At 62.4% G+C, this 25,715-nt stretch carries 23 protein-coding genes and 1 tRNA gene; 6 read left to right on the plus strand and 18 right to left on the minus strand.

All coding sequences use genetic code 11. The annotated features are described in order from the left end of the window. Positions 1–2 precede the first annotated feature (2 nt). Positions 3–1,367, plus strand: a complete 1,365-nt coding sequence (locus tag AB4Z19_RS12085; RefSeq protein WP_442035328.1) for a Gfo/Idh/MocA family protein — start codon at positions 3–5, stop codon at positions 1,365–1,367. On the opposite strand, the gene AB4Z19_RS12090 is transcribed toward AB4Z19_RS12085, so the two are convergent. Both AB4Z19_RS12090 and AB4Z19_RS12095 read right to left on the minus strand, forming a co-directional pair. After that, entirely contained in the window at positions 1,364–2,452 is a 1,089-nt protein-coding gene (locus AB4Z19_RS12090; protein ID WP_442035329.1) for a porin, read from the minus strand. The genes AB4Z19_RS12085 and AB4Z19_RS12090 overlap by 4 nt on opposite strands. A 13-nt stretch (positions 2,453–2,465) precedes the next feature. Then, positions 2,466–3,824: an MFS transporter gene (locus AB4Z19_RS12095; protein WP_442035330.1), complete on the minus strand. Its 1,359-nt coding sequence runs from the start codon at positions 3,822–3,824 to the stop codon at positions 2,466–2,468. A gap of 109 nt (positions 3,825–3,933) precedes the next feature. Between AB4Z19_RS12095 and AB4Z19_RS12100 the strand changes: the two genes are divergently transcribed. Next, positions 3,934–4,818: an NAD(P)-dependent oxidoreductase gene (locus tag AB4Z19_RS12100; RefSeq protein WP_442022980.1), complete on the plus strand. Its 885-nt coding sequence runs from the start codon at positions 3,934–3,936 to the stop codon at positions 4,816–4,818. On the opposite strand, the gene AB4Z19_RS12105 is transcribed toward AB4Z19_RS12100, so the two are convergent. From AB4Z19_RS12105 to AB4Z19_RS12160, 12 genes are read right to left on the minus strand one after another with little or no spacing between them, the layout of a single operon-like run. Beyond that, a complete protein-coding gene (locus AB4Z19_RS12105; protein WP_442022979.1) occupies positions 4,815–5,729 on the minus strand; it encodes a LysR family transcriptional regulator in 915 nt (304 codons plus the stop codon). The two genes, AB4Z19_RS12100 and AB4Z19_RS12105, sit on opposite strands and share 4 nt — an antisense overlap. Position 5,730: 1 nt before the next feature. Then, positions 5,731–6,933 (minus strand): 3-oxoadipyl-CoA thiolase, encoded by a 1,203-nt coding sequence (pcaF, locus tag AB4Z19_RS12110; RefSeq protein ID WP_442022978.1) that lies wholly within the window; start codon positions 6,931–6,933, stop codon positions 5,731–5,733. A 9-nt stretch (positions 6,934–6,942) separates the two neighbouring features. Then, a complete protein-coding gene (locus tag AB4Z19_RS12115) occupies positions 6,943–7,581 on the minus strand; it encodes a CoA transferase subunit B (protein WP_442022977.1) in 639 nt (212 codons plus the stop codon). Then, positions 7,578–8,246, minus strand: a complete 669-nt coding sequence (locus AB4Z19_RS12120; RefSeq protein ID WP_442022976.1) for a 3-oxoacid CoA-transferase subunit A — start codon at positions 8,244–8,246, stop codon at positions 7,578–7,580. Before AB4Z19_RS12120 ends, AB4Z19_RS12115 begins: the two co-directional genes overlap by 4 nt. Positions 8,247–8,256: 10 nt before the next feature. After that, positions 8,257–9,030 (minus strand): 3-oxoadipate enol-lactonase, encoded by a 774-nt coding sequence (pcaD, locus tag AB4Z19_RS12125; RefSeq protein WP_442022975.1) that lies wholly within the window; start codon positions 9,028–9,030, stop codon positions 8,257–8,259. After that, complete coding sequence (locus tag AB4Z19_RS12130; RefSeq protein WP_442022974.1) at positions 9,027–9,812, minus strand: 1,6-dihydroxycyclohexa-2,4-diene-1-carboxylate dehydrogenase; 786 nt, start codon at positions 9,810–9,812, stop codon at positions 9,027–9,029. The genes pcaD and AB4Z19_RS12130 overlap by 4 nt, the downstream gene beginning before the upstream one ends. After that, a complete protein-coding gene (benC, locus tag AB4Z19_RS12135) occupies positions 9,812–10,831 on the minus strand; it encodes a benzoate 1,2-dioxygenase electron transfer component BenC (protein ID WP_442022973.1) in 1,020 nt (339 codons plus the stop codon). The genes AB4Z19_RS12130 and benC overlap by 1 nt, the downstream gene beginning before the upstream one ends. 10 nt (positions 10,832–10,841) lie before the next feature. Further along, positions 10,842–11,324 carry a benzoate 1,2-dioxygenase small subunit gene (benB, locus tag AB4Z19_RS12140; RefSeq protein ID WP_442022972.1) on the minus strand — a complete coding sequence of 161 codons (483 nt, stop codon included), beginning with the start codon at positions 11,322–11,324 and terminating at the stop codon, positions 10,842–10,844. Beyond that, positions 11,321–12,643: a benzoate 1,2-dioxygenase large subunit gene (benA, locus tag AB4Z19_RS12145; RefSeq protein WP_442022971.1), complete on the minus strand. Its 1,323-nt coding sequence runs from the start codon at positions 12,641–12,643 to the stop codon at positions 11,321–11,323. The genes benB and benA overlap by 4 nt, the downstream gene beginning before the upstream one ends. An 11-nt stretch (positions 12,644–12,654) precedes the next feature. Then, complete coding sequence (gene catA / locus AB4Z19_RS12150) at positions 12,655–13,548, minus strand: catechol 1,2-dioxygenase (RefSeq protein WP_442035331.1); 894 nt, start codon at positions 13,546–13,548, stop codon at positions 12,655–12,657. 26 nt (positions 13,549–13,574) lie between these two features. Next, positions 13,575–13,865 carry a muconolactone Delta-isomerase gene (gene catC, locus AB4Z19_RS12155; protein ID WP_442022969.1) on the minus strand — a complete coding sequence of 97 codons (291 nt, stop codon included), beginning with the start codon at positions 13,863–13,865 and terminating at the stop codon, positions 13,575–13,577. A gap of 12 nt (positions 13,866–13,877) precedes the next feature. Further along, positions 13,878–14,987 carry a muconate/chloromuconate family cycloisomerase gene (locus AB4Z19_RS12160; RefSeq protein WP_442022984.1) on the minus strand — a complete coding sequence of 370 codons (1,110 nt, stop codon included), beginning with the start codon at positions 14,985–14,987 and terminating at the stop codon, positions 13,878–13,880. A gap of 113 nt (positions 14,988–15,100) precedes the next feature. Here AB4Z19_RS12160 and AB4Z19_RS12165 point away from each other — a divergent pair, with 113 nt between their 5' ends. Beyond that, on the plus strand, positions 15,101–16,015 hold the full coding sequence (locus AB4Z19_RS12165) for a LysR family transcriptional regulator (RefSeq protein WP_442022968.1): 915 nt from the start codon (positions 15,101–15,103) through the stop codon (positions 16,013–16,015). 124 nt (positions 16,016–16,139) lie between these two features. Here the strand turns inward: AB4Z19_RS12165 and AB4Z19_RS12170 are convergent, their stop codons facing one another. From AB4Z19_RS12170 to AB4Z19_RS12180, 3 genes are all read right to left on the minus strand, one after another. Next, positions 16,140–18,929 (minus strand): TonB-dependent receptor, encoded by a 2,790-nt coding sequence (locus AB4Z19_RS12170; protein WP_442035332.1) that lies wholly within the window; start codon positions 18,927–18,929, stop codon positions 16,140–16,142. A gap of 340 nt (positions 18,930–19,269) precedes the next feature. Beyond that, the gene (locus AB4Z19_RS12175; protein WP_442035333.1) at positions 19,270–20,892 is read right to left on the minus strand and encodes a methyl-accepting chemotaxis protein; all 1,623 of its coding nucleotides are present in this window, start codon (positions 20,890–20,892) and stop codon (positions 19,270–19,272) included. Between the two features lie 97 nt (positions 20,893–20,989). Beyond that, entirely contained in the window at positions 20,990–22,237 is a 1,248-nt protein-coding gene (locus tag AB4Z19_RS12180) for a M28 family peptidase (protein ID WP_442025690.1), read from the minus strand. 157 nt (positions 22,238–22,394) lie between these two features. Between AB4Z19_RS12180 and AB4Z19_RS12185 the strand changes: the two genes are divergently transcribed. Together AB4Z19_RS12185 and AB4Z19_RS12190 are read left to right on the plus strand one after the other, a co-directional pair. Continuing rightward, positions 22,395–23,087, plus strand: a complete 693-nt coding sequence (locus tag AB4Z19_RS12185; protein WP_442025689.1) for a hypothetical protein — start codon at positions 22,395–22,397, stop codon at positions 23,085–23,087. A gap of 31 nt (positions 23,088–23,118) precedes the next feature. Next, a tRNA-Gly gene (locus tag AB4Z19_RS12190) sits at positions 23,119–23,192 on the plus strand. A gap of 12 nt (positions 23,193–23,204) precedes the next feature. On the opposite strand, the gene pdxR is transcribed toward AB4Z19_RS12190, so the two are convergent. Then, positions 23,205–24,617 (minus strand): MocR-like pyridoxine biosynthesis transcription factor PdxR, encoded by a 1,413-nt coding sequence (gene pdxR / locus AB4Z19_RS12195; RefSeq protein ID WP_442025688.1) that lies wholly within the window; start codon positions 24,615–24,617, stop codon positions 23,205–23,207. Between the two features lie 99 nt (positions 24,618–24,716). Here pdxR and AB4Z19_RS12200 point away from each other — a divergent pair, with 99 nt between their 5' ends. Continuing rightward, positions 24,717–25,673, plus strand: coding sequence for a cupin domain-containing protein (locus AB4Z19_RS12200; RefSeq protein ID WP_442025687.1), 957 nt, complete (start codon positions 24,717–24,719; stop codon positions 25,671–25,673). Positions 25,674–25,715: the final 42 nt, after the last annotated feature.

Here is a 25,715-nt window from a genome sequence, read left to right on the forward strand (position 1 = left end):
AGATGGACAAGCAATTCAATCGACGAAACTTCCTCACCGCCGGCGCCGCGCTGGCGGGCGGCCTGATGCTGCCGCGCGCCTTTGCCGCGGCGGGCCGCGAGCGCCTGCGCATCGGCATGATCGGCACCGGCATGCGCGGCCAGGTGCTGCTGAAAGAGCTGCTGCGCCGCGACGACGTGGAAGTGGTGGCGCTGTGCGATATCGATCCGGTCATGCTGGGCCGTGCGCTGGCGCAGGCTGAGAAAGCAGGTAAGCCGCGTCCGCGTACTTTTGGTGACGACCGTGATCCGCAAGCCTATAAGCGCATGCTGGATTCGAAGGCATTGGACGGTGTGATCATTGCCACGCCGTGGGAGTGGCATGCCCCAATGGCGATCGCCGCCATGCAGGCCAAAGTGCCGGTTGGCTGTGAAGTCGTGGCGGGCATCACGCTGCAGGATCACTGGGATGTGCTGAACACCCAGCTGAAGACCAATACACCCTATATGCTGCTGGAAAATGTGTGCTTCCGCCGCGATGTGATGTCGGTACTGCAAATGGTGCGCGCCGGCGTGTTCGGTGAGCTGGTGCACCTGCAGGGCGGTTACCAGCATGATCTGCGTGCGGTGAAGTTCAATAGCGGCGACCCGGCCAAACCTTATGGCGGCGGCGTGGAATTCGGTGCGAAAGGCTTCTCCGAAGCGCACTGGCGCACCGAGCACTCGGTGAAGCGCAATGGCGAACTGTATCCGAGCCATGGCATCGGGCCTTGCGCGATGTACACCAACATCAACCGCGGCAACCGCTTCACGCGCATCAACAGCTTCGCCACCAAGGCGCGCGGCCTGCACGATTACGTCGTCAAACAGGGCGGCCGGGATCACCCGAACGCGCAAGTGAAGTTCAGCCTGGGCGATATCGTGACCACCACGCTGTCCACGGAAAACGGCGAAACCATCCTGCTGCAGCACGATACATCGCTGCCGCGCCCATACTCGCTGGGCTTCCGCGTGCAGGGTACGAATGGCCTGTGGATGGACGTGAACCATTCCATCCACGTCGAGGGCCAGACCAAGCCGCACCAGTGGGACGATTTCCAGGCCTGGCAGGACAAGTACGAGCACCCACTGTGGCGCAAGTACGGCGAGCAGGCTGCCGGCGCCGGTCACGGCGGCATGGACTTCTTCGTCATTCATGCCTTCGTTGAAGCGCTGAAGGCGCAGGCGCCAATGCCGATCGATATCTACGATGCGGTAACGTGGAGCGCGATCACGCCGCTGTCCGAACAGTCGGTCGCCCAGAATTTCGCAACGCTGGACTTCCCTGACTTCACCAACGGCCAGTGGTGTAACCGCAAACCGATCTTCGCTTTCGGCGACCGCTACTAGAAGAGGTGGCGCAGACCGGCCATCACGCCGTTCTGCGTCTTCCCTGCGCCTGCCGTGCCGCCTGCATCCAGTGCGACCGCGGAGGCGCCTTCGTTTTTCAGGTGGCCGATGCCGACGTAAGTGGCCGTACGCTTGGACAGGTAATACATCACCCGCGCAACGGCCATCTTTACATCGTCGTCGCTATGCTTCGCATTCCGGTAAGCCAGCTGCGCATCCAGCACGAGCTGCGGCATGATCGGGTAGCTGACGCCGAGGTAGTAGAGATTCGATTCCGTCAACGCGGTTGCAGCTGCCGTGCGGCGCGCCACCACGCCGCCACCAATCTTCGCCTCCCCCGCCATTGCCCAGCCGTTCAGCGTGATACGGCGGTCGCTGTTTGTACTGCTCGTGAGGCCGCCCGCCGCACCGGGACCACCGTACAGGATGTCGTAGGAGGTGGTCACGCCAAAACGGCTTTGTTCATAGCCCAGCAGCGCCGTGACCTGGCGGCAGGCACGTGGATTGCCCGCCACTTCACCCGCACAGCCGGTGGCGGAAGGTCCGCCAGCCGCTGATACATCGCGGCCAAAACTATAGGTGGCGCCGGCGGTAAAGCCGTTGAACTGGCCCAGGTAGCCAATGGCATTGTCGCTGCGCGCATTCGGCAGATATAGGTCGATGCTGCTGATTGAGAACAGGTTTGGACCCAGCACGTCCGACTTTKGGGTGGCGAGGTACGTCATATTGATCTGGCGGCCCAGCGTCAGCGTGCCGTATTTGCTTTTCAGGCCAATCGAGGCCTGCCGCCCGAACAGACGGCCGCCCTGGCCCAGGGTGCCGGCGTCCGGTGCGAAGCCGTTCTCCAGCGTGAACACGGCTTGCAGGCCGTCGCCCAGATCTTCCGTGCCGCGGAAGCCGATGCGCGAGGGCAGGGAGCCGGTCAGCGACGGCATCTTGGTGATCGAATCGCCGGCGGCGTTGACATTGGTGACGTGAGCGACGGCGGCGTCGAACAGGCCGTACACGGTAACGTTCTGCGCGGATGCCGTGGACGTGGCGATACCGCCCAGCAGCGCTGCTGCGCCGCAGAGTGCGTACTTCATTTTGTCTCCTTGATTAGTTCCTGGTGCGCTTGGCCAGGATGGCCAGTGCGGTCATGGCGATGAGTGCGGGTGCGGCCAGCAGGGCGAGAATCACGCTGAAGGGAAGCTGCATGCCAAGCAGTACGCCACCGATCATGGCGCCGAGAATGCCGCCGAAGCGTCCTACGCCAAGCATCCAGGCGATGCCGGTGGCGCGGGCCTGGGTCGGATAGAGCGGCGCCGCCAGCGCCGGCAGTGAAGCTTGCGCGCCGGTGACCATGGTGCCGGCGGCGAAAACCAGCACGGCGAAGGCTGCGACGTTCCCGCCACTCAGACTTTGCCCGACTGCGACCAGCAGCACTGCGGCAGCGAGATAGGTGAAGGCCAGCACGCGGGATGGATTGAAGCGGTCCATCAGCAAGCCGCCGGCCAGCGTGCCGATACCGCCGCCGAGCGGGAACAGGGCAGAGAGCAACGCTGCCTTTTCGATGGAGAAGCCGGCGTCTTTCATCATCAGCGGCATCCAGCTGGTCAGGAGATAGAAGATCAGCAGCCCCATGAAGTAAGTGGTCCACAGCGTGACCGATGGCAGCAGATAGCGGCCGGACAGCACTTGCGCCAGCGAGCCTTTCGCTGCGGGCGCTTTGCCGCCGTCGCCGGCCACGAAGCGCGTGACGTGGCCGAGGTCTTTGCCGCAGATCCGTGCCAGGACCGCCGCCACCGCCGATGCGGGGTACTGGCGCACCACCATGTAGGCGACGGATTCCGGCAGCAGTTTGGCCATCACCGGCAGGAAGAGCAGGGGCAATGCGCCACCCAGCAGGAACACGCTCTCCCAGCCGTATTTGGGAATGATGCCCGCCGCAACGAAGCCGCCCAGCGCCGCACCGAGCGGAAAGCCGACATACACCGAGTTCACGATGAAGGAGCGGCGCCGCGCGGGAGCCAGTTCCGCCATCAGGGTGACCGCATTCGGCATTGCCGCGCCGAGGCCAAGTCCGGTAAGGAAGCGCAGCACGGCCATGGTCTGGATGGAGCCGGCGTAGGCGGTGAGCGCGCTGAAGATGGCGAATCCCAGCGTGGAAACCAGGATCACCGGTTTGCGGCCGAAGCGGTCGGCGCCCGGGCCGGCGGCCATCGCGCCAAATGCGAGGCCGAACAGGGCGGCGCTCAGAACCGGCGCCAGTGCGGAGCGGGCGACGCCCCATTTGGCCACCAGCGCGGGTGCGACATAGCCGATAGCGGCTGTGTCGAAACCGTCCAGCGCGAGCACGGTGAAGCAGAGGAAGAGGACTGCGTACTGAAACGGCGACATGCGGCTCTCGTCAATCAGAGCCTGCACATTGAGCGTCGTGTGCGGAGAATCCGCAACAGCGGTAGCATGGGAATACATCGGTGTCTCCTTTTGTGGAATTGTTGTGATGTAAATCCATACTACGAAAGGGCTGTTACGCCGTCTAATACTGATGTAGTCGTGATCCACAACCTTTAAGGTATCGAATATGAAAATCGCTTTTCTTGGTCTCGGCACCATGGGTTTTCCCATGGCCGCTAATTTGTTGAAGGCCGGTCACTCTGTCCACGCCTGGAATCGCTCGCCTGAACCGCGCGCGCGGTTGGCGGCCCTTGGCGCCACGGCCGCGGCGAGTCCTGCCGACGCAGCGGCAGATGCCGATGTGCTGATTTCCATGCTGGCTGACGACGACGCCACGCGCGCCGCGGTGGTCGGGTCGCAGGCGCTGTTGAAACTCAAACCAGGCGCGATTCACGTGAATATGGCGACTGTGTCGGTGAACCTGGCGGTAGAACTGGCCGAGCTGCATCGCCAGCATGGCATTGGCTATATCGCGGCGCCGGTGCTGGGCCGGGTGAATGTGGCTGAAGCCGGAAAGCTGAATATCATGGCCGCTGGCGATGCTGCGGCACTGGACAAGGTGCAGCCGCTGTTCGATGTGCTCGGCCAGAAAACCTGGCCCTTTGGCGATCGCCCGGAGCAGGCCAATGCGGCCAAGCTGGCAGTAAACTTCATGATCGCCAGCGCTATTGGCACGATGAGTGAAGCGGCGGCGCTGGTGCAGGGCCATGGCGTGGACAAGACCGGTTTCCTGGAATTGGCCACGTCGACCGTCTTTGCGGCGCCGGTCTATCAGGGCTACGGTGGCGCGATCGCACAGGAGCGATTCGAACCGGCAGGATTTAAACTGTCCCTGGGCCTGAAGGACGTACGGCTCGCGCTGGAAGCCGCGGAGCAGGTCAACGTTCCGCTGCCGCTGGCCAGTGTGCTGCGCGATACCCATATCGAGAGCCTCGCCCACGGCGATGGCCATAAGGATTGGGCTGCGCTGTCGCGTACCAGCCTGCGCCGCTCCGGCCAACTGAAGAACTAGAGTTCCTCCTTCACGTGCGCGATGCCGCGTGCGTCGTAGATGTCGTAAATCGTTTGCAGAATGTTGCGCAGTTCTTCGGAGCGGTCCATCAGGCGCATATTGAAGAGGATGGGTGAAACGGCGTGCATGTCTTCGATTTCCCGATACAGCACGTCGCTGCGCCGCATGCCTTGCAGGCTGTCCGGTACGATGGAGACGCCCTGGCCTGCAGCCACCATGCCGATGGCAATGTGCAGTTCGCGCACTTCCATCACGTGCTCCGGACGCAGCGAGCGCGCGCTGAAGGCCGCCAGCACCTGATCGGCGAAGCTGGGGCGAGGCGACTGCGGGTAGACGATCAGGTTTTCGGGTAGCAGTTCGATCAACCTGATCGGCCTTTCCGGCGCCGCCAAGGGATGGCCGATGGGCAGGGCGACGATCAGCCGTTCTTCGCGCAGCAGAATGCGGCGGATGAACGGGTCTTCCAGCACCACGCGGCCAAAGCCGACGTCGATGCTGCCATCCTTCAGGCCGCGCATCTGTTCCATCGTCGTCATTTCGTGGAAGGTGATGTGCACGCCTTTGTGGCGCTCGCGGAAGCGCCGCACGATTTCCGGCAGCAAGCCGTATAGCGTGGACGCGACGTAGCCGATCGAGAGCGTCTCACCGACCTTGCCCACGCGCTGGGTCATGGTTTTCATGTCGGCCATCTTTTCCAGCATGCTCTGCGCGTGCGCCTGAAAGAATTTGCCCGCTTCGGTGAGCCGTAGCGGGCGCGATCCCTTTTCGAACAGTGGAACGCCAAGTTCTTCCTCCAGCTGCTGGATCTGGCGGCTCAGGGGCGGCTGAGCGATGAACAGCCGCTGCGCCGCCCGCGTGAAGTTTTTCTCTTCCGCCACGGCCAGGAAATAGCGCAGATGGCGGATTTCCATCTCACACCCGCTCGATTACGGCTGCAATACCTTGTCCCACGCCGATGCACATCGTGCACAGTGCATAGCGTCCGCCCGTATCGCGCAGCTGGTAAGCCGCTGTCGTCAGCAGCCGTGCGCCGCTCATGCCGAGCGGGTGGCCGAGCGCAATGGCGCCCCCGTTTGGGTTGATGCGCGGATCGCTGTCGTCCAGGCCGAAGGATCTCGCTACCGCCAGGGCTTGCGCGGCGAAGGCTTCGTTCAGTTCCAGCACGTCCATCTGGCTGATGGTCATCTTCAGCCTGTCCATCAGCTTGCGCACCGCAGGCACGGGACCGATACCCATCACACGCGGTTCCACGCCTGCCGTCGCCGCACCAACGATGCGCGCGATTGGCGTCAGGCCATGGCGCCTTGCTGCCACGCCGCTGGCCAGCAGCAAGGCGCAGGCACCGTCGTTGATGCCGGATGCGTTGCCGGCGGTGACGGTGCCGCCGGCGCGCACCACGCCGCGCAGTCCGGCCAGCACTTCCAGTGTAGTCTCGCGAGGATGCTCGTCGCGCGCAAAGGTGACCGGGTCGCCCTTCTTCGCTGGCAGCAGCACAGGTACGATTTCGCGTGCGAATACATTGAGCTGGATGGCGGCTGCGGCTTTGCGCTGGCTGGCCAGCGCGAATTTGTCCTGATCCTCGCGACTGATGTTGTAAGCCTGGGCCACGTTTTCCGCTGTTTCGGGCATGGTGTCGACGCCATACAGCTCTTTCAGCCGCGCATTGATGAAACGCCAGCCCATGGTCGTGTCCTGCAAACTGGCGTTGCGCGAGAACGCGCTGTCGGCCTTGCCCATCACGAATGGCGCGCGGGTCATGGATTCCACGCCGCCTGCCAGCATGAGCGAGGCTTCGCCGCTGGCGATGGCGCGCGCTGCGCTGCCGACAGCGTCCATCCCGGAGCCGCACAAGCGGTTGACGGTCGTGCCGGACACCGATTGCGGCAAGCCCGCCAGCAGCGAGGACATGCGCGCCACGTTGCGATTATCTTCGCCGGCCTGATTGGCGCAGCCGTAGATCACATCGTCCACCGCTTCCCAGTCCAGATTCGGATGACGGCGCAGCAGGCCGCGTAACGGAATGGCGCCAAGATCGTCGGCGCGCACATCTTTCAGTGCGCCGCCGTAGCGGCCAATGGGTGTGCGGACTGCGTCGCAGATGAATGCTTCGTTCATGTTCTCTCCTTATTCCCACAGCAGCGGTACGCTGGTCACTTCCTGCAACTGCGCGCGGCTCAGGCCTTGCGCCATGTCGATCACGCGCAAGCCGCCGGGTACCACGTCCAGCACAGCCAGATCGGTATAGATGCGGTTTACGCAGCCGATGCCCGTCAGCGGGTAGGTGCAGTGCGGGACGATCTTGCTTTCGCCGGCCTTGGTCTGGTGCTCCATCATCACGAATACCTGCTTGGCGCCGATCGCCAGGTCCATGGCGCCGCCGACAGCGGGGATCGCATCCGGTGCACCGGTGTGCCAGTTCGCGAGGTCGCCCGTTGCAGACACCTGGAACGCGCCCAGCACGCAGATATCGAGATGGCCGCCGCGCATCATGGCGAAGGAATCGGCGTGGTGGAAGTAGGCGCCGCCGGTGAGCAGGGTGACGGGCTGCTTGCCCGCGTTGATCAGGTCATCGTCTTCCTCGCCCGGTGCGGGTGCGGGACCCATGCCCAGCACGCCATTCTCGCTATGCAGGAAAACCTCGCGCTTGGCGGGCAGGTAGTTGGCGACTTTGGTTGGCAGGCCGATGCCGAGGTTGACGTAAGCGCCTTCCGGGATGTCTTGCGCCACGCGGGCGGCCATTTGTTCGCGGCTGAAGCGGTTCACAGTTTGCTCTCCTTGACGACGCGCTGTACGAAGATGCCGGGCGTGACGATAATTTCGGGATCGAGTTCACCCAGTGCGACGATGTCCTTCACCTGCGCGATCGTGACCTTGGCCGCCATCGCCATCACGGGACCGAAATTGCGGGCGGTCTTGCGATAGACCAGATTGCCCCAGCGGTCGCCGCGCAGCGCCTTGATCAGCGCGAAGTCGGCGTGGATGGGCGATTCCAGCACGTAGTGGCGGCCGTTGATGAGGCGTGTCTCTTTGCCCTCCGCGAGTGGCGTGCCGTAGCCGGTCGGCGAGAAGAAGCCGCCGATGCCTGCGCCGGCGGCGCGGATACGCTCGGCCAGATTGCCTTGCGGTGTCAGCTCCAGCTCGATTTCACCCGCGCGGTAGAGCGCGTCGAAGTGGTGCGAGTCAGCCTGGCGCGGGAAGGAGCAGACGATCTTGCGCACACGGCGTTCGCGCAGCAGCGCGGCTAGCCCGGTTTCGCCATTGCCAGCGTTGTTGTTGACGATGGTGAGTTCGCGCGCGCCCTGGTCAATCAGCGCGTCGATCAACGCGGACGGCATGCCCGCGTTGCCGAAGCCGCCGATCATGACGGTGGCGCCGTCGTGAATGTCCGCGACGGCTTGCCGCATCGATTCGAATGTCTTGTTGATCATGTCTGGCTTTCTATTGCAGGAAGCTGGACAGCGCGTCATTGAACGCGGATGCAGCTTCGATATTGGAGATGTGCGATGCCGGCAGCACCGAGAGCTGCGCGCCTGGAATGCGCTCGTACAGGAAGAGCGCGTCATTCACGGTGGTGACAGGATCGGCTTCGCCTGCGATGACCAGCGTGGGCAGGGCGATGCGGCGCACGTCGTCGCGCTGGTCGGCGGCGGCCAGCGCATCGCAGCAGGCGGCGTAGCCTTCTGCGCTGCCGCTGGCCATGGCGTCTACCAGGCCGCTGACCAGGGTGGCTTCGCGTGCGGCGAAAGCAGGCGTGAACCAGCGTTCCGGTGCGCCGGATGCGATACCACCCAGGCCATAGAGCCGCACATTGGCAGCGCGCGTTTTCCAGCCATCGGCGCTGCCGATGCGCGCGGCGGTGTTGGCGATGGCCAGGCGGCCAATACGGTCTTCGGCATGCGCGCCCAGCCACTGGCCGATGGCGCCGCCCATGGAGATGCCGCAGAAGTGAACGCGCTGCACGTCGAGATGGTCCAGCAGCTCGATCACATCGCCTCCCAGTTGCGCCAGGCTGTATGGTCCCTGTGGCGCGGTGGAGCGGCCATGGCCGCGCGTGTCGTAGCGGATGACCTGAAAGCGTTCGGCGAAAGCGTCCGTTTGCAAATCCCACATGCGCAAGTCGGTGCCGAGGGAGTTGGAGAACAGCAGGCAAGGCTTGTCGGACTGGCCGTCGACGCGATACCAGGTGCCTGCTGGGGTGAGGCCGGTTTTCATCCCTGATCTCCTCCGCCGACCGGCAACACCGTGCCGGTGATATAGGATGCTTCAGGCGACGCGAGGAACAGGATGGCGCCCACTTGCTCGTCGATCGTGCCGTAGCGGTGCATCAGGCTGGACGCGATGGTCTGGTCGACAATGCCCTGATACCAGACTTTTTCCTGGTCGCTGAGCGGCTTGGGATTGCGTGGCACTTTGCGCGGCGGCGCTTCCGTGCCGCCGGTAGCAACGGCGTTGACGCGGATGCCGTCGCCTGCGTGTTCAAAGGCCAGTGCGGCCGTCAACGCGTTCACGCCGCCTTTTGCAGCGGAGTAGGGAATGCGGTAAATGCCGCGCGTGGCGATGGAGGATATGTTGACGATGGAGCCAGCTCCCTGCTCAATCATTGCCGGCAGTACGGCGCGGCAGCACCACAGCGTGGGGAAGAGCGAGCGGCGGATTTCGGCTTCGATCTCTTCCGGCTGGTAAGCCTGGTAGGGCTTGGCCCAGATTGTGCCGCCAACATTGTTGACCAGAACGTCGATGCCGCCGAAGCCTTCGTGCGCGGCGGAGGCCACGGCGGCCGCGCCGGCATAAGTTTCGAGATCGGCGGTGACAACGGCGACTTGTGCGTCAAGTGCCCGGACCTCGTCGGCAACTTCGTACACCAGCTCCGAGCGGTCGGCCAGCACCAGACGCGCACCTTCAGCCGCCATCGCCAGTGCCACGCCGCGGCCGATGCCTTGCGCGGCGCCGGTGACAATCACGCTCTGTCCATGGAATCGTTGTTTCAGCATCATCACGCTCCGCTGCTGGCCGAGAACTTCTCGAAATAGAAGTTCGCAGGCGTTACGCCGATTTCGCCGAGCCACTTGCGCACCGCATCGACCATCGGCACTGGGCCGCACAAATAGACATCCACATCGCCGCCGTTCAGCCATTCGTCGTCGACATGCTGCGTGACGTAGCCCTTGCGCGCGTGCGCGCTTGCGGGCGCGGCGACGCAGGTGCGGTAGCTGAATTGCGGGTTGGCGACGGCGATGCGGTCCAGCTCTTCCAGCGCCACCAGATCTTCGTCATTGGTCACGCCGAACACCATGTGCACGGGATGTGTGAAGCCCTGTTCGTCCAGCACCTGCAGCATGGCGAGGAAAGGTGCGATGCCGGTGCCCCCAGCCAGCATCAGCACGGGACGTTGTACGGGACGCAGATAGAAGGAGCCAAAGGGGCCGGAGAATCCGATCGGCTGGCCGGGAGCCGCGTCGCCGCACAGGTAGCTGCTCATGCGGCCGTTCGGCACATTGCGCACCACGAATTCAACCTGGCGTGCGCCGGGCTGGGAGCTGAAGGAATAGGAGCGCGTCAGTTCGGTGCCGGGGATTTCAACGTTCACATACTGGCCGGACAGGAAGGTCAGCGCGTCCGGCGCCTCAAGGTCGATCGAGAAGCCGATGGTGGTGGCGGACAGCTGGCGCACGGCGGCGACGCTGCCCGCATGGCGGGTTACGCCGGTCTTGCACGAAGCCGCAGTGGCGGGAATCTTCACCACGCAATCCGAAGTCGGTTTCATCTGGCAGGCCAGCACCTGGCGCTGCGCTGCCTCTTCCGGCGTGAGCGCGTCTTCGATATAGCTGGACTCCGGCATGTCATAGTTGCCGGACTCGCAGTGGCCACGGCAGGTGCCGCAAGCGCCGTCGCGGCAATCCAGCGGGATATTGACCTTCTGGCGGTAGGCGGCATCGGCCAGCTTCTCGCCTGCTTCGCAGCTGATGAAGCGGGTCACGCCGTCTTCGAATTGAAGAGCGATGTTGTACGTCATGGCGTGCCTCTCAGATGTGATAAATGTCGATGACCTGGTTGATGTAGTCGTTTTTCAGGACGACATACTTGTCAACAATGCGCGGCGTGCCGCCGCTGTGGTCGATGATGTAGCGCGACATGCCGAAGTAGCTGAAGTCCGTCTTGTAGCGGTGGCTCAGCGTGTGCCAGTTGAAGCGCACGGTGACGGTGCCGCCTTCGCGGCTCACCACTTCCACATTGCTGATGTTGTGGCTGGTGCGGGTATCCGGCATGGTGGCGCTGGAACGTTCGGTCTTGATGCGGAACACGCGGTCTTCCAGACCCTGGCGATTCGGATAGAAGATCAGCGAGATTTCGCGCTCCGGATCGGTAATCAGCTGGTCGTCGTCGTCCCAGGACGGCATCCAGAAGCGAGCGGTGGGGGCGTAGCATTCCAGCCAATCGTCCCACAGCTCATCGTCCAGCAAGCGGGACTCGCGGTACAGAAAGGCGCGGATGTCTTCGATATTCATTTGCCGGACTCCTTGGCATCCGTGATCACCTTCAGCCAGTAGCGGTGCTGCACGGTGTACAAGCCTTCGTCCTCGGTCTTCACGCCACTCATGACCGGTTTCAGGCCGATTTCTTTGGCCGCTTCATCGGCGCCGTCGATCCAGTGTTCGGAGCCGCGGCACATATCGTTCCACTTCATGGCTGAACCGGCATAGCCAGCCTGGCAGGCGCGAAATTCTTCCAGGTCGTCCGGCGTTGCCATGCCGCTGACGTTGAAGAAGTCCTCATACTGGCGGATACGGCGCGCACGCGCCTCGGCGGATTCGCCTTTCGGGGCAATGCAGTAGATGGTGGTTTCAGTCTTGTCCACCGAGATCGGACGCAGCACGCGGATTTGCGAGCCGAACTGGTCCATCAGGTATACGTTCGGATACAGGCAGAGATTGCGCGAGCGCTCAATCATCCAGTCCGCCATCGGACCGCCGAACTGCGAGGCGAATTCCTCGCGGCGCGGGAAATTGGGACGGTCTTCCGGATTCGCCCAGCGGCTCCACAGCAGCATATGGCCGTTCTCGAAAGCGTAGAAACCGCCGCCCTGCTTGCCCCATTTGCCGGCATCCATGGCGCGGACATTGTCCCCGGCCTCGGCCTGCTTGCGGTGGTTGGTGGTGGCGGCGTAGTTCCAGTGCACGGCGGAGACGTGATAGCCGTCCGCGCCATTCTCGGCCTGCAGCTTCCAGTTGCCGTTGAAGGTGTAGGTGGACGCGCCGCGCAAGACTTCCAGTCCATCCGGCGACTGATTGACGATCATGTCGATGATCTTTCCCGCCTCGCCCAGGAATTCAGTCAGCGGCGGCACATCGGAATTCAGGCTGCCGAACAGGAAGCCCTTGTAGTTCTCGAAACGCGCCACTTTCTTCAGATCGTGCGAGCCTTCCTTGTTGAAGCACTCCGGATAGCCCGCTTCCTCCGGGTCTTTCACTTTCAGCAGCTTGCCGTTGTTGTTGAAGGTCCAGCCGTGGAAGGGGCAGGTATAGGTGGCCTTGTTGCCGCGCTTGTGGCGGCACAGCTGTGCACCGCGGTGGCTGCAGGCGTTGATGAAGGCGTTCAGCTCACCCTGGCGGTTGCGAGCGATGAAGATCGGCTGGCGGCCCATATGGGTCGTGTAGTAATCGTTGGTGTTCGGGATCTGACTTTCGTGTGCCAGGTAGATCCAGTTGCCTTCGAAGATGTGCTTCATCTCCAACTCGAACAGTTCGGGGTCGGTGAAGGCGCTGCGGTTCAGGCGATAGTCGCCCTTGGCCTTGTCTTCGACGAGGAAATCATCCAGGGTTTGCATGGCCTTGCTCCTTACGCTGCGGCGCGCACGCGCTGTACTTCTGCGGACGGTGCGGTGACCGCTTCCGGCAGCAGATGGAAATCGAAGTCGATCGTGGCGTGCGGTTCGGCGCCGCCGGTGCGCTTCACCTCCGGCACCAGTCCTTCACGGCTGGCGAAGGCAAAGTCGTCCCACAGGTATTCGTCGCCGTCAATATTGATCTGGGTGGTCAGCTTGCGGTAGCCATTGGCGGTAACGAAGAAGTGGATGTGGGCGGGGCGGTTGCCGTGGCGGCCCAGCTGGTCCAGCAACAGCTGCGTGGCGCCGTCCGGTGGACAGGCGTAACCCATCGGCATGATGCTGCGGAAGCGGTAGCGGCCTTGCTCGTCGGTGATGATGGAGCGGCGCAGATTGAAAGCGGATTGCGACTTATCGAAGAAGGAATAATTGCCCATCAGGTTGGCGTGCCACACTTCGACCCTGGCATTCGGTACCGGCTTGCCGTCCTTGCCGTACACGATGCCCTGCATGAACAGGACTTCGGCCTGTTCGCTCTCGGTGCCGTCGTCCAGGCGCGCGTAGCCGACCGATTCCGGTGCGCCAGCCACGTACAGCGGGCCTTCGATGGCGCGCGGCGTGCCGCCCGTCAGGCCGGCTTTCGCTTCGGCTTCGTCGGCGCGCATATCGAGGAAGCGCTCCAGGCCAATGCCCGGCGCCAGCAGGCCGAATTCATTGCGCGAGCCGGTGAAGGTCAGGTATTCCAGGCCTTTCCACACTTCGCTCGGCTGGATGTCCAGGTCTTCAATCGCCTTGTACAGGTCACCCAGAAGGCGCACCGCGATTTGCTGTACGCGCGGATTGACAGGGCGGGTTGCGGTATCGACGATCCAGCTTTTGACCAGTGCATCAATTTCAGTATGAGTCATGACAAAGTCTCCTTGTTAGTGTGGTGTTAGCGATCGTCGTCGCGAATGGATGATGGGTGGCGGCACAGCGGGGCGACTTCGATGGCCATGTAGGGAAACAGCGGCAGCGACATCAGCGTGTTGTGCAGCTCGTCGACGCTCTCCACGTCGAACACGCTGAAGTTGGCGTACTGGCCGGCGATGCGCCACAGGTGGCGCCATTTGCCGCTGCGTTGCAGTTCTTGCGCCAGTTCCTTCTCGCGCAGCTTGAGTTGCGTGGCCTGCTGTTCCGGCATATCCGGCGGCAGGTTCACGTTCATTCGTACATGGAACAGCATCGTGGTTCTCCTTTATTGCGCTTGCAGGTACTGGATCTTTTCGATATCCAGCTCAACGCCCAGGCCGGGCTTGCGCGGCACCTGCAGCATGAAATCCTTGTAGACCAATGGCTCCCGCAGCACTTCTTGCGTCAGCAGCAGGGGGCCGAACAACTCGGTGCCATACGCCAGGCTGTTGAAGGTGGCGAACAGCTGGGCGGATGCCGCAGTGCCAACACCGCCTTCCAGCATCGTGCCGCCGTACAGGCCAACGCCCGCCAGCTGGGCGACGGCGGCGACCTGCGCGGCGGGCAGCAGGCCGCCGGACTGGGTAATCTTCACGGCGAAGACGTCGGCAGCGGAGGCGGTCGCCATGGCGTAGGCATCCAGCGGGCCATGCAGGGCTTCGTCGGCCATGATCGGTACCGCGAAGGTGGCGGCCAAGCGGGCCATGGCGGCTTTGTTCTCGGCGCGCACGGGCTGCTCGATCAGGTCGACGCCGCCGTCCTGCAGTGCGGCGATGGCGCGCATCGCATCCTGTTCATTCCAGGCCTGGTTCACGTCCACGCGCACGCTGGCGCGCTCGCCTACGGCCTTCTTGATGGCGATGACGTGGGCCACGTCGTCTTCCACGCGGCGGGCGCCGATCTTCAGTTTGAAGATGCGGTGGCGGCGCATGTCGAGCATTTTTTCGGCTTCGGCGATGTCCTTGCTGGTGTCGCCGCTGGCGAGGGTCCATGCCACCGGCAGTTCATCGCGCACGCGGCCGCCCAGCAGTTCGCTCAGCGGCACGCCGAGGCGGCGTGCCTGCGCATCCAGCAGGGCCGTCTCGATCGCGCATTTGGCGAAGCGGTTGCCCTGGATGACCTGGCGCACTTTCGCCATCGCTTTCGCGACTTCGCTCGCTTCCATGCCGACGATCAGCGGAGCGATGTAGGTGTCGATATTGGTCTTGATGCTCTCGGGGCTCTCTTCGCCGTAATTCAGGCCGCCGATGGTGGTGGCTTCGCCCCAGCCTTCAATGCCGTCGGCGCAGCGCACGCGCACCAGGACCAGGGTCTGAGTGCTCATGGTGGCTACCGAGAGCTTGTGTGGGCGGATGGTGGGCACATTGGCCAGCATCACTTCGATATTCTGGATCATACTCATGGCATATAGTGGGCTGCGGATATGGACAAGATATGCCTCTCCAGAGGCGCAGTCCAACACTGAGTTGGTATGATTCAATACCTGGAAGGTATGGTTAAGGAGTTGCCGTGGAGCTACGCCATCTGCGTTATTTCGTCGCTGTCGCTGAGGAGAAAAACTTCACCCGCGCGGCCAAGCGTTTGTTCATCGCTCAGCCGCCGCTGAGCCGCCAGATCCAGCAGCTGGAAGAAGAGTTGGGCGTGGATCTGATCGAGAAGGGCTCGCGCCCTTTGCGCCTGACCGAGGCAGGTGAATTTTTCCAGGCTCACGCTACTGAGCTATTGGAGAAAGTGGGCGCGCTGAAGACCATGACTCAGCGCGTGGGCAAGGTAGAGCGCACGCTGTCGATCGGTTTTGTGGCCTCGACCCTGTATGGCCTGCTGCCGGAGATCGTACGCCGCTTCCGCACGCGCTATACGCAGGTGGAGGTCACTTTTAACGAACTGACCACCATGGAACAGCTCAAGGCCTTGAAAGAGGGGCGTATCGACGTGGGCTTCGGCCGCGTGAAGGCGGAAGATCCCAGCGTGCGCCGCATCGTGCTGCGCGAAGAACGCCTGATTGTGGCGCTGCCGATCGGGCATGCGCTGAGCGATTCGGAGGAGCCCTTGCGGCTACTGGATCTGCAGGGCGAGACGCTGCTGGTCTATCCGAAATCGCCGCGTCCCAGTTTCGCCGATCAGGTGCTGGAAGTGTTCCGCGCCCACGGCATCCAGCCGCGCAATGTGATGGAAGTACGCGAACTGCAAATCGCAGTGGGCCTTGTGGCTGCTGGAGAAGGCATCGCCGTGGTGCCGGAGAGCGTGCATGGCATGAAGCGCCGCGACATCCACTACCGCCCGCTGGCGGACCGCCAGGCCGTGTCCCCGGTAATGTTCAGCGTGCGCAATATGGACAAGTCCGAGGAACTGGTTAACATGCTCGCTGTGATCTACGAGATCTACGACGAATTCGGCATCCCGCACGTGAAGGAAAAGCTTTAAGAAAACCTGAGGCGTAACCCTGGTGGCTGCCACGATGTGGCAGCCACCTGCATCTGCCGTGGGTTTAAAAAAAAGCCGCTCCCGAAGGAGCGGCTTTTGCGAACCGGCTAAGAGTAATCAGCGATTACTGGAAGCGGTAGGATGCGTTCACGTACAGGAAGCGGCCGCGTGGGTCGTACTGGTTGATGTCGTAACCGTATTGGAACTGGTTGGACACTGGTACGAAGATCTCAGGCTGCTTGTCGAACAGGTTGCGCACGCCAACGGTCAGGGTCAGTGGCTTGATTGGCTTGTAGGTCACGTTCAGATCGTACGTAGCGTTGGCGCCGATGAAGGTGCGCTCGTCATCTTCATAGCGGTGGCCAGCTTCGTAACGCGAGCTGAAGTTCTGGATGACGGTAGCGGTCCACTTGTCTTTGCTCCAGGTGGTCGCCAGGGTGTGCTTCCAGCGCAGCACTACGCCGCCGTTCTGGGCGCCCAGCACTGGGTTGCCTGCGGAGTCAACCAGGGTGCCAACTTTGTGCGAGATATCGCCGCCTGGGCTGGTCTGGTCGAACTGGTCCATGTAAGTACCGTTCAGGGCCACATCGAAGCGGCCGTAATCGGTGTTCTTACGGTAGTTCGCGAACAGGTCGAAGCCTTTCACCACTGCGTCGCCGGTGTTGGTCAGCAGGGTCTTGATGCCGGTGATCTGGCCGCTGCTGTTCAGGGTGACGAAGTTAGCGTAAGCCGCATCGCCAGCGCGGAAGCGGGATACCACTTCCTGAGCCGATGGGGTCGACAGGATGTCGGACACATTGATCTTGAACCAGTCCAGACCAACGGTGAAGTTGTCGATCGGAGCCAGCACGATACCAACGGACTTCTGACGCGACTTCTCAGGCTTCAGATCCGGGTTGCCGCCGGTCAGGGCGTTCACCTGGATCTGGTTCTGGTGGGTTGCCGGGTCGTTGAAGGACTCGGAAGAACCCACAGTCTGCGGCTGCCACAGGTCGGTCAGGGTTGGAGCGCGGAAGCCCGAACCAGCGGATGCACGCAGCACCACTTGCTTGATTGGCTGCCAGCGAGCGTTCGCCTTGTAGTTGGTGGACGAACCTACGTCATCGTAGTGGTCGTAACGCACTGCTGCGCCCAGGTCCAGGTTCTTCAGCACCGGCACGTTGGTTTCGGTGAACAGCGAGTTGATCTTGCGCTCGCGGTCAACTGGAGGAACGCTGCCGCCCAGACCGGCGATGTCGCCAGCTTCCAGCGCTTCGCTCGGGGTGGTTTGCAGTTTCTCGATACGCGACTGCAGGCCCACTGCGTACTGTGCGGTGATGCCGGCGATTTCCGGCAGGTCGCCAGCCAGCTTGGAGTCGAAGGAGGTGCTGGTCGACTTGCCGTGCAGGGTGCTGCCGGTGTACTGAGCGGACTTCAGCTTGTCAGCCAGAGCGCCGGTCTGCACGCCGCCTGGTGCCCATGGGTTCCAGTTGTTGGCCGGATCGTTGATGATCTTGGCGTAAGCAACTTGCGAGAAGTAGCCGCCTGGCACGTAGCCGTCGACCTTCGATTCGTTGTAGGTCAGGCCGATTTCGTAGTCCTGGTTCATCACGGTGCCCTTGGCGCCGACGACGATACGGGACTGCTTCGCCTTGTCTTCCGAGATACGGTTACCGTAGTCGAACACGCGGCTGGTGATGGCCAGCGGCTGGCCGATCAGGCTGGTGTAGCCCATCTTCTGCAGGTAAGGCACAGCGGTGTTCTGGTACGCCGGGTTGCTTGGGTACAGAATCAGGGCTGGGGTCACGCCTTGCTTGGCGAATTCAGCATCGGTTTCCAGGAAGGACGCGCGCACTGGGCTGCCCTGGAAGCTCTGGGTGATGGTGGACTCGGAGTACAGCACATCAGCGAACAACTGGTGGTTGTCGTTGATCTTGTAGGTGCCGTTGGCGGTGAAGTTGTTCAGTTCACGCTTCGGGGTCAGGCCCACGAAGGCAGCGGAATCGAACACGCAGGTCTGCGCGCCCTGGGCGGTCTTGCCCGGTGCTGCGATCATGTTGATGTCGCCGCACTTGCCTGCATCAGCCAGCGGGTTGCCGTACAGCGGGGAGCTGCCGGAGAACGGGCCGTTGAATTGTGCCGGGTTGGAGCCCGGTACGATCGCGCCTTCGATATTGCCCTGGCCGGTTGCGCCGGAGGTGAAGTATGGAGGACGGTTGCCGGTCGAAGCGAAGCCGCGTGCGCTGGCGAACAGTGCGCGCTCGCGCTCAGCGGATGCGGACAGCACCACGGAGTAGCGGTCTTCGTCCAGATCGCCGAAGCCGGCGGTCACGGAGTATTTCTGGTTCTGCGCGCCGCCGCCATGGGTCGGAACGCCGCCGCCTACCTGAGCTTCGATACCTTTGAAGCTCTTGTTCAGGATGAAGTTGACCACGCCGGCCACTGCGTCGGAACCGTACACGCCGGATGCGCCGTCTTTCAGCACTTCCACGCGCTCGATAGCGGCCAGCGGAATCACGTTGACGTTAACGGCTGCACCGCCGCCGCCTGCGAAGGCTGCCAGACGGCGGCCGTTCACCAGCACCAGGGTACGTTCAGCGCCCAGGCCGCGCAGCGAGATCGACGACAGGCCGTAGGTCGAGGAGCCAGCGCCGGTCGAGTTGCTGGTCGAGCCAGCGGTGGACAGGGCCGAGATGGTGCCCAGCAGTTCTTCAGTGCTGGTGGCGCCGGTACGGGCGATGTCGGCCTTGCTGAGGGTGGTCACTGGCAATGCGGTTTCGGAATCCACACGCTTCAGGGAAGAGCCGGTGATTTCTACGCGCTGGATCGGTGCTTCAGGAGCGGTGGTCTGCGCGATGGCAGCTTGCATACCGACGGCCAGGCCGCCGGCGCACATTACGCGAACGGAGCGCGCAATGAGTGTTTCTTTCATCATTTTTGTCCCAATTCCAAGTTTCGTTTTTACGAAGCGGACGAGCAGAAATTCTCGGCCGACCGTCATGGAAACATTGGTGTTGGGAACGTGTCAATACAGGTTTTTCCGCAATTTGCAAGAAAAACCAATGGTTAAGTTGTAATTAAGCCACGGATGCTTCAGGTGTGAACCATCAAATGTCGCTATCTTGCATTTAACTAGTTGCTATATTCGCCTAACCCGAAAATGCGTTTTAGGCAAATAATTATGTGTCATTTTGTATCAACCGTGACTTTTATACGACAAAGCCGTCAAAATCTTTCACCAGATTGCGTGTTGGCGCATCTGGTGACGCCGGGCTTCAGGCGTAGCGTGCAGCCAGCCGCGCCTGTGGGGCGGATTGCGGCATGGCTTTGGAACCCTTGCCTTGCGCGCCGCTTTGTGGCGGCAGCTTGAACACTTCCAGCGCCTTGGCGACCGCCTGGGCTTGCAGGTCCAGCACGCCGGTGGCGGCGGAGGCTTCCTCGACCATCTGGCTGTTCTGGCGGGTCACTTCGTCCAGCTGCACGATGGCGTCCTTCACCTGGTTGACGCCGTTGCTCTGCTCGCGCGTGGCGCCGCTGATGTCGCTCATGATGGACGCGACGCGTCCGATGGCGGCGGTCACCGCATCCATGTCGGCGCCGGCCGCCGTGGCCACGCTGGCGCCGCCTTCGATCTTGCCGGCGGCGGTATCGATCAGGGCCTTGATGTCCTTGGCGGCGGACGCGCTGCGCTGCGCCAGGTTGCGCACTTCGCTGGCGACCACCGCGAAACCACGGCCGCTTTCGCCGGCGCGGGCCGCTTCCACCGCGGCATTCAGGGCCAGGATATTAGTCTGGAACGCGATGCCATCGATCAGACCGATGATATCGACGATCTTGCGCGAAGATTCGCGGATTTCGTCCATCGCCGTCACCACCTGCGATACCGCAACGCCGGTGCGACCGGCCAGCGTGGTCGCTTCGTTCGCCACGCTGTTGGCGGTGTTGACGTTGTCGGCGGTCTGGCTCACGGTGCCGGTGATCTGACCCATGTGGGCCGAAGTCTGTTCCAGATTGGCCGCTTGCGCCTCGGTGCGGGCGGCCAGGTCGGCGTTGGCGGTGCGCACCTGGGTGGTGGTGCTGCGGGTCAGGGCGAAATTACCCTGGATATCGCCGAGGATGGATGCCAGATTCAGGTTCAGCTGGCGCACGAAGGCTTGCAGCTGGCCCAGTTCGTCGTGGCGGTCCACCGCCATGCGCGTGGTCAGGTCGCCGCCCGCCAGAATGCGGGTGGCCTTGATGCAGGCCTGGACCGGCGCCACGATGGCGCGGTGCAGGCTGTACCAGCCGTACAGCGCCAGTGCCGCCAGCAGCAAAGCCTGCAGATGCAGGGCAAATTCGGAGTAGGGCAGCACGGCGTGCAGCGCCATCGACAGCGCCAGCAGCGTCATGCTGCCGAAGCACAGGGCCATGCGCTGCGTCAGCGAGACATCGCGCAGCGCATTGGAATACTTCTGCCATCCGCGTGGCGCCGCTGCGCCGCGGTGGATGCGTACACCGTCAGCCCTGGCTTTCACGCTGCGGTACAACTGTTCCGCTTCCTGTACCTGCTTCGGCTTCGGTTTGGTGCAGACCGACATGAAGCCGGTGGTCCGGTCTTTTTCGATCACCGGGGTGACGTTCGCGATGCACCAGAAGAAGCCGCCGTCCTTGCCGCGATACTTGATCAGGCCGCGCCACGGTTCGCCCGACATGGTGGTGCGCAGCATGTCTTCATCGACTTCGGCCGGCATATCCGGGTGGTAGAGCGATTTTTGAGGACGTCCCTGAAGTTCCTCGCCGTCAAAGGCGCTGATGGCGATGAAGGTCGAGTTGGCGTAGGTCAGGCGGCCTTGCAGGTCGGTGGTGATGACGATGGGCTTGCCGTCTTCGAGCAGGGTTTCGTGTTCGGTGCTGCGCATTGGGATAAATAGTTTCAGTTTGGAACGATCGCCGATCATAACAAGGGCCACGCCGGAAGCGTGGCCTTTTTTACCAAACTGTTAATTGCGAGCTAATTTATTGTGGCTGTTTTGCAATCCTGACCCCAACTAGTTTCGCTACGCCTGCCAGGGTGGTCTGGGCGGCGTTCAGGCCGAGCAGGAAATCCTTGTCCGAATAGTTGGAATACAGGTCGGTCGGCTGATGCCAGTGCGGATTCCAGCCGGAGCCGATTTGCTGCCCGCGCTCGTTCTCGCGCAGCGAAATCGACGGCACCAGATCCATGAATGGCGTGGAGTCGGTATTGGTCATGTGGAAGCCGACCGCTGCCGGATAATTGGTCGCGTATTTGTCGTTCGCGGCGCGGAATTCCCAGGCCAGCCTGGCCGAGCCTTCCGCCTGTTTGGAGTTGGACTGGAACTCGATGTTCACGTCCGCTTCGGCGCGCTGTTCCTTCGGCAGAACATAGACTGGATGGCCCTTGTCATCCAGCACCGGTTTGCCCGCCGCATCCAGCTTCGCCACTGGCATGCCATGGTCGAACAGCATCATGTCGTGCTGGATCATGCCGAGCCAGCGCGGCTCGGGATATTTGCCTGAGCCTTTCGGCGATTCGATGCCTTGCAGGCCTTTGCGCTGCTCGACGTAAGCGGCGGCGCCGTTCAGGCCCGTTTCCTCGTTGTTCCACAAGGCGAAGCGGATCGAGCGGTCCGTTTCCACACCTGGCGCGCTGAAGATGCGCGCCAGTTCCATCACCAGCGCGGTGCCCGAACCGTCGTCGTTGGCCGCTTCACCGAAGCCGATGCCGTCCATGTGCGCGCTGACGATATACATTTCCTCGGGATGCGTTTTGCCGACCTTGGTGCAGTAGACGTTCTCGCGCTGCGATGTACCTTGCGGGGTCTGCTCCGCATTCAGCGCGCGCAGGCGCTCGTCCGGCTGGCGCATCGGGTCGGTGTTCACGCCGGTCGGGGCACGGTTGCCGAACAGCGTGCTGCCGCCCTGGCCGGGTGGACCGCCAGCGCCGCCGCCCGGCGCCACGGCAGGCTTGCCGCGCGCCGGCGGCTCGGTGAATTGATACTGCAAGCGCTCGACGTTCTCGCAACCATATGCCTTCAGCTGTGCCTCGATCCAGTTAAGTGCCTGACGATTGCGCTCCGTGCCCTGGCGGCGGTCGCCGAATTTGGTCAGGCTCTTGATGGTGGCTTTGTACTTCTCCAGATCCAGCTGGCCGACCAGCGTTGAAACGGGATCGGATGCTTGCTGTGCGGCGGCGTAGGGCGCCGCGAAGGCGAGGGAGATGCCGAGTGCTGCGATTGTTTTCATCGAGGTGTCCATAAAGTTGAGGAACCTGATCATTGTGCACCATTGCCAACACGAATCTTCAGATTTCCCCGTTCATACCACGCACGATTGAACACAGTGCAGCTTTGTGCCATCATCGGCGAGTTGTTGTTTTGATAACCAATAGGGAGCCCTGAAGATGAATAAGTACGCCTTGGTATTGCCCGTCTTACTGCTTGCCGCATGCGCCAAGAAAGCACAGGAGCCAGCGTCTGCACCGGCCCCGGCGCCCGCACCGGCCGTTGCCGCGCCGGCCCCAAGCCCTGCGCCTGCCAGCGCCGCCAATGGCCCGGTGCAAACGCCGCAAGTGGATACGGCGAACATGAGCGAGGAGCAGAAGGAGGTCGCCAAGCGCCAGGCAAAGCTCGATTATTCCAATATGGAAGACGGCTATATCAATGACGCCAACGGTCAATGGGCCACCATGGCGAAGGCGACGTCGGAATACGGCGGCAGCACGTATGAGCCGGCCAACGCAACCGGCAAGGTCGATGGCAAGTCGTTTGCGACCAAAGGCAGCGACGTCGGTTTCGACTCGCTGGAAGTCAGCTTCGACAAGCCGGTCAACGCCACCGAGCTGCGCGTCGCCGTCACCGATGGCTATGGCCTGGAGGGCATCACCAAACTGGAACTTCAGGACACGGATGGCAAATGGAATACTATCTGGAGCGGCATCAATACCGTGAAGCCGGACAAGCGCGGCGCCCGTACCTGGTATGTGCAGCCGATCGAAAAGACAGCCTACAAAGCCAAGGCGGCGCGCATCACCAAATCGAATAACATCACCACCGACCGCATGTATATTGACGCGGTGCAGCTGGTAGGCTCATGATTGTTGCGCGCTCAGGTAAAATGCGCGCAGTGCGGGTGTAGTTCAATGGTAGAACGGCAGCTTCCCAAGCTTCATACGAGGGTTCGATTCCCTTCACCCGCTCCAAGCTTACATTCATCAGCGATTGCGCTCGATGATCTCGAATAGCCGGCGGCACGCCGTGGCGACGTGCTGTTCGGGCGCTGTGGCCACGCCAAGCAAGAGTCCCTGCAAGGTCCAGGATGGCGTGGCAAACCAGGCTGACAAAGGCGACGGCGCCATGCCGACCGTCATTGCCTCGCGAACGACTTTGGTGTCCAGAACCCCGTCCGGGAGTCTGAGAAGGATTGCCAGGCCGGCCTTGATCCACTCCGCATCGTGCATTCGCAACTGCTCGCATAGCGCGTCACGCTGGGACAGATATAGCCGCTTAAGCCGGCGCACGCGCTGGATGTAGTAGCCCTCATGCATGAAGCGGGCGGTGGCCAGCTGCACTACAGGCGATGGCGCGGGTGCCAGCGTCGCCGCCACCTCGGAAAACGCGGTGACCAGTTCAGTTGGCGCCACCACAAATCCCAGCCGCAATCCGGGGCTGATGGTCTTGCTGAAAGAGCCGACGTAGATGACCCGTTTGCCCTCGTCCAGGGAGGCCAGGGCAGGCGCCGGCCTGCCTTCCAGCTGCAATTCGCTGAGGTAGTCATCCTCGACGACCCAGGCGCCGCTTGACGCCGCCCACTCAAGCAGATGAAGCCGCCGTCGCAAACACAAGGTCGAACCCAGCGGCGCCTGCTGGCTCGGCGTCACCACCGCTAACGCCGCGTCGGCGGCATGCTCGATGCCGTAGCCGACGTTGAGACCTTCGGCGTCCACCGGCACCGGAACGATATTCAAGCGAGCGAGCTCCAGGCCCTTCCTCGTAAAGCGGTAACCGGGTTCCTCCATCCAGACCTTCTTGCCCTCCAAACTCAGCACCCGCAGTAGCAGGCCTAAGCCCGAGCTGTAGCCCGAGGTGATAAACACCTGGTCGGGGAAACAGTGCAGGTTTCTGGAAATGGAGAGATAGCCTGCAATCTCACGCCGCAACTCCAGCTCACCTCTGGGGTCGGGATAGACGAAGGACGAAAAAGCGCCCGTCTTCAGGAGATTGGAAGATCGCGCGCGGGCGAACAGTTTTTCCGGCAAGCCTTTCTCCAGCGCCGGCAGTCCGAGCTGAAAGATCGCTGGCCCGGCGTGCATCTCCTGATAGGTCTTCATGAAGGAGCCGGGCTGCGGCGCTTCGGGTGGCGTCAGCACCACATGGGGACGCGGCGCGACGCGGGTGCCGCCAGCGCCAAACGTTTCGATCATCTGGTCGTCGGACAGCCGTTCATACGCGGTTTGAACTGTTCCTCGCGCCACGCCAAGGTGCGCGGCCAGATCCTGCCACGAAGGCAAGCGAGTGCCCGGTGCCACCAGGCCGGACTCAATTGCCCGGCTGATGCTCACACGGATTTGTTCGGATAAGGAGATCTTTGCTGTCCGGTCTAAATGAATTTGCAGGTCTGAATCCATAATCTTGGTACACACACTAGCGGGTAATCTTGGTTCTTTTATTCGTACCATCGATGGTAGAGAATTCCTGAACGATAGTACAAAAGGTCCCACGCTGTCATGTCTCAACTCGATTGGTTAAGCCATCTCCTGCAAACGATTACCGTCACCGGCAAGTTGGAAGCCCATTGCACTTACGGCGCGCCTTGGCGCGTGGACTGGGCGCAGTCCGGGGCGCACGAGATTCCCTATCACATTGTGCTCAAGGGACGCGCCATTCTTGAGGACCCGGCAAGCGGGACCATCAAGGAGCTGGTGAGTGGCGACATCGTGTTGCTGCCGCAAGGCGCGGCGCACGTGCTGCACGATGGCAGTGGCGCCGCGCCAGGCCCTACGCGCAATCAGTTCAGCCCTGCAGGATGGATGCTCAGCGAGAATGATGGCCAGGGCGAGCAGTTGGATATGCTGTGTGGACGATTTCTGATCGAGCCGCCCCATGACCGGCTGATCCGCGACTACCTTCCCGCGACGCTCATGGTCAGAACCGTGCAAGGCCGTGGCGACGAGCGCGCCGCGCCGGCCTCGAATCATCTCGCCAGTCTGGTGGGGTTTATGCGTATGGAGTCCGCGGGCGACAAGCCAGGTGGACACGCCATCCTCAATGCGCTGACCTCTGCCTTGTTCACCCTCGCATTGCGCGCGGCAAGCGAATCCGAGCAAGCTCCGGCAGGCTTGCTGGCGCTGGCCAGCCATCGGCGACTGGCCCCCGCCATCGTCGCCATGTTCGCCGATCCGGCGCGAGCCTGGACTCTGCCGGAACTGGCCGACTTGTGCAGCATGTCGCGCGCCACCTTCATGCGGCACTTTCAGGAGAAGCTGGGGCGCTCGGCCGTCGAACTGCTGACCGACATCCGAATGAGCCTGGCCACCAACGAGTTGAAGAAGCAGGGGATGACGACCGAGGCGGTGGCCGACCTGGTCGGATACCGCTCCGTCGCAGCCTTCCGCCGCGCGTTCACCGACAAGATGGGGATGACGCCGGGCCAATGCCGCCGTCTGGCGCAGGTAAGCGGTTGATCCTTTCCGGCATTTTCTTGAGCCGATACAGTCTCGAATTCA

This window comes from Pseudoduganella sp. RAF19 (genome assembly GCF_052114165.1).
In the GTDB taxonomy this organism is placed as follows: Bacteria; Pseudomonadota; Gammaproteobacteria; order Burkholderiales; family Burkholderiaceae_D; genus Rugamonas.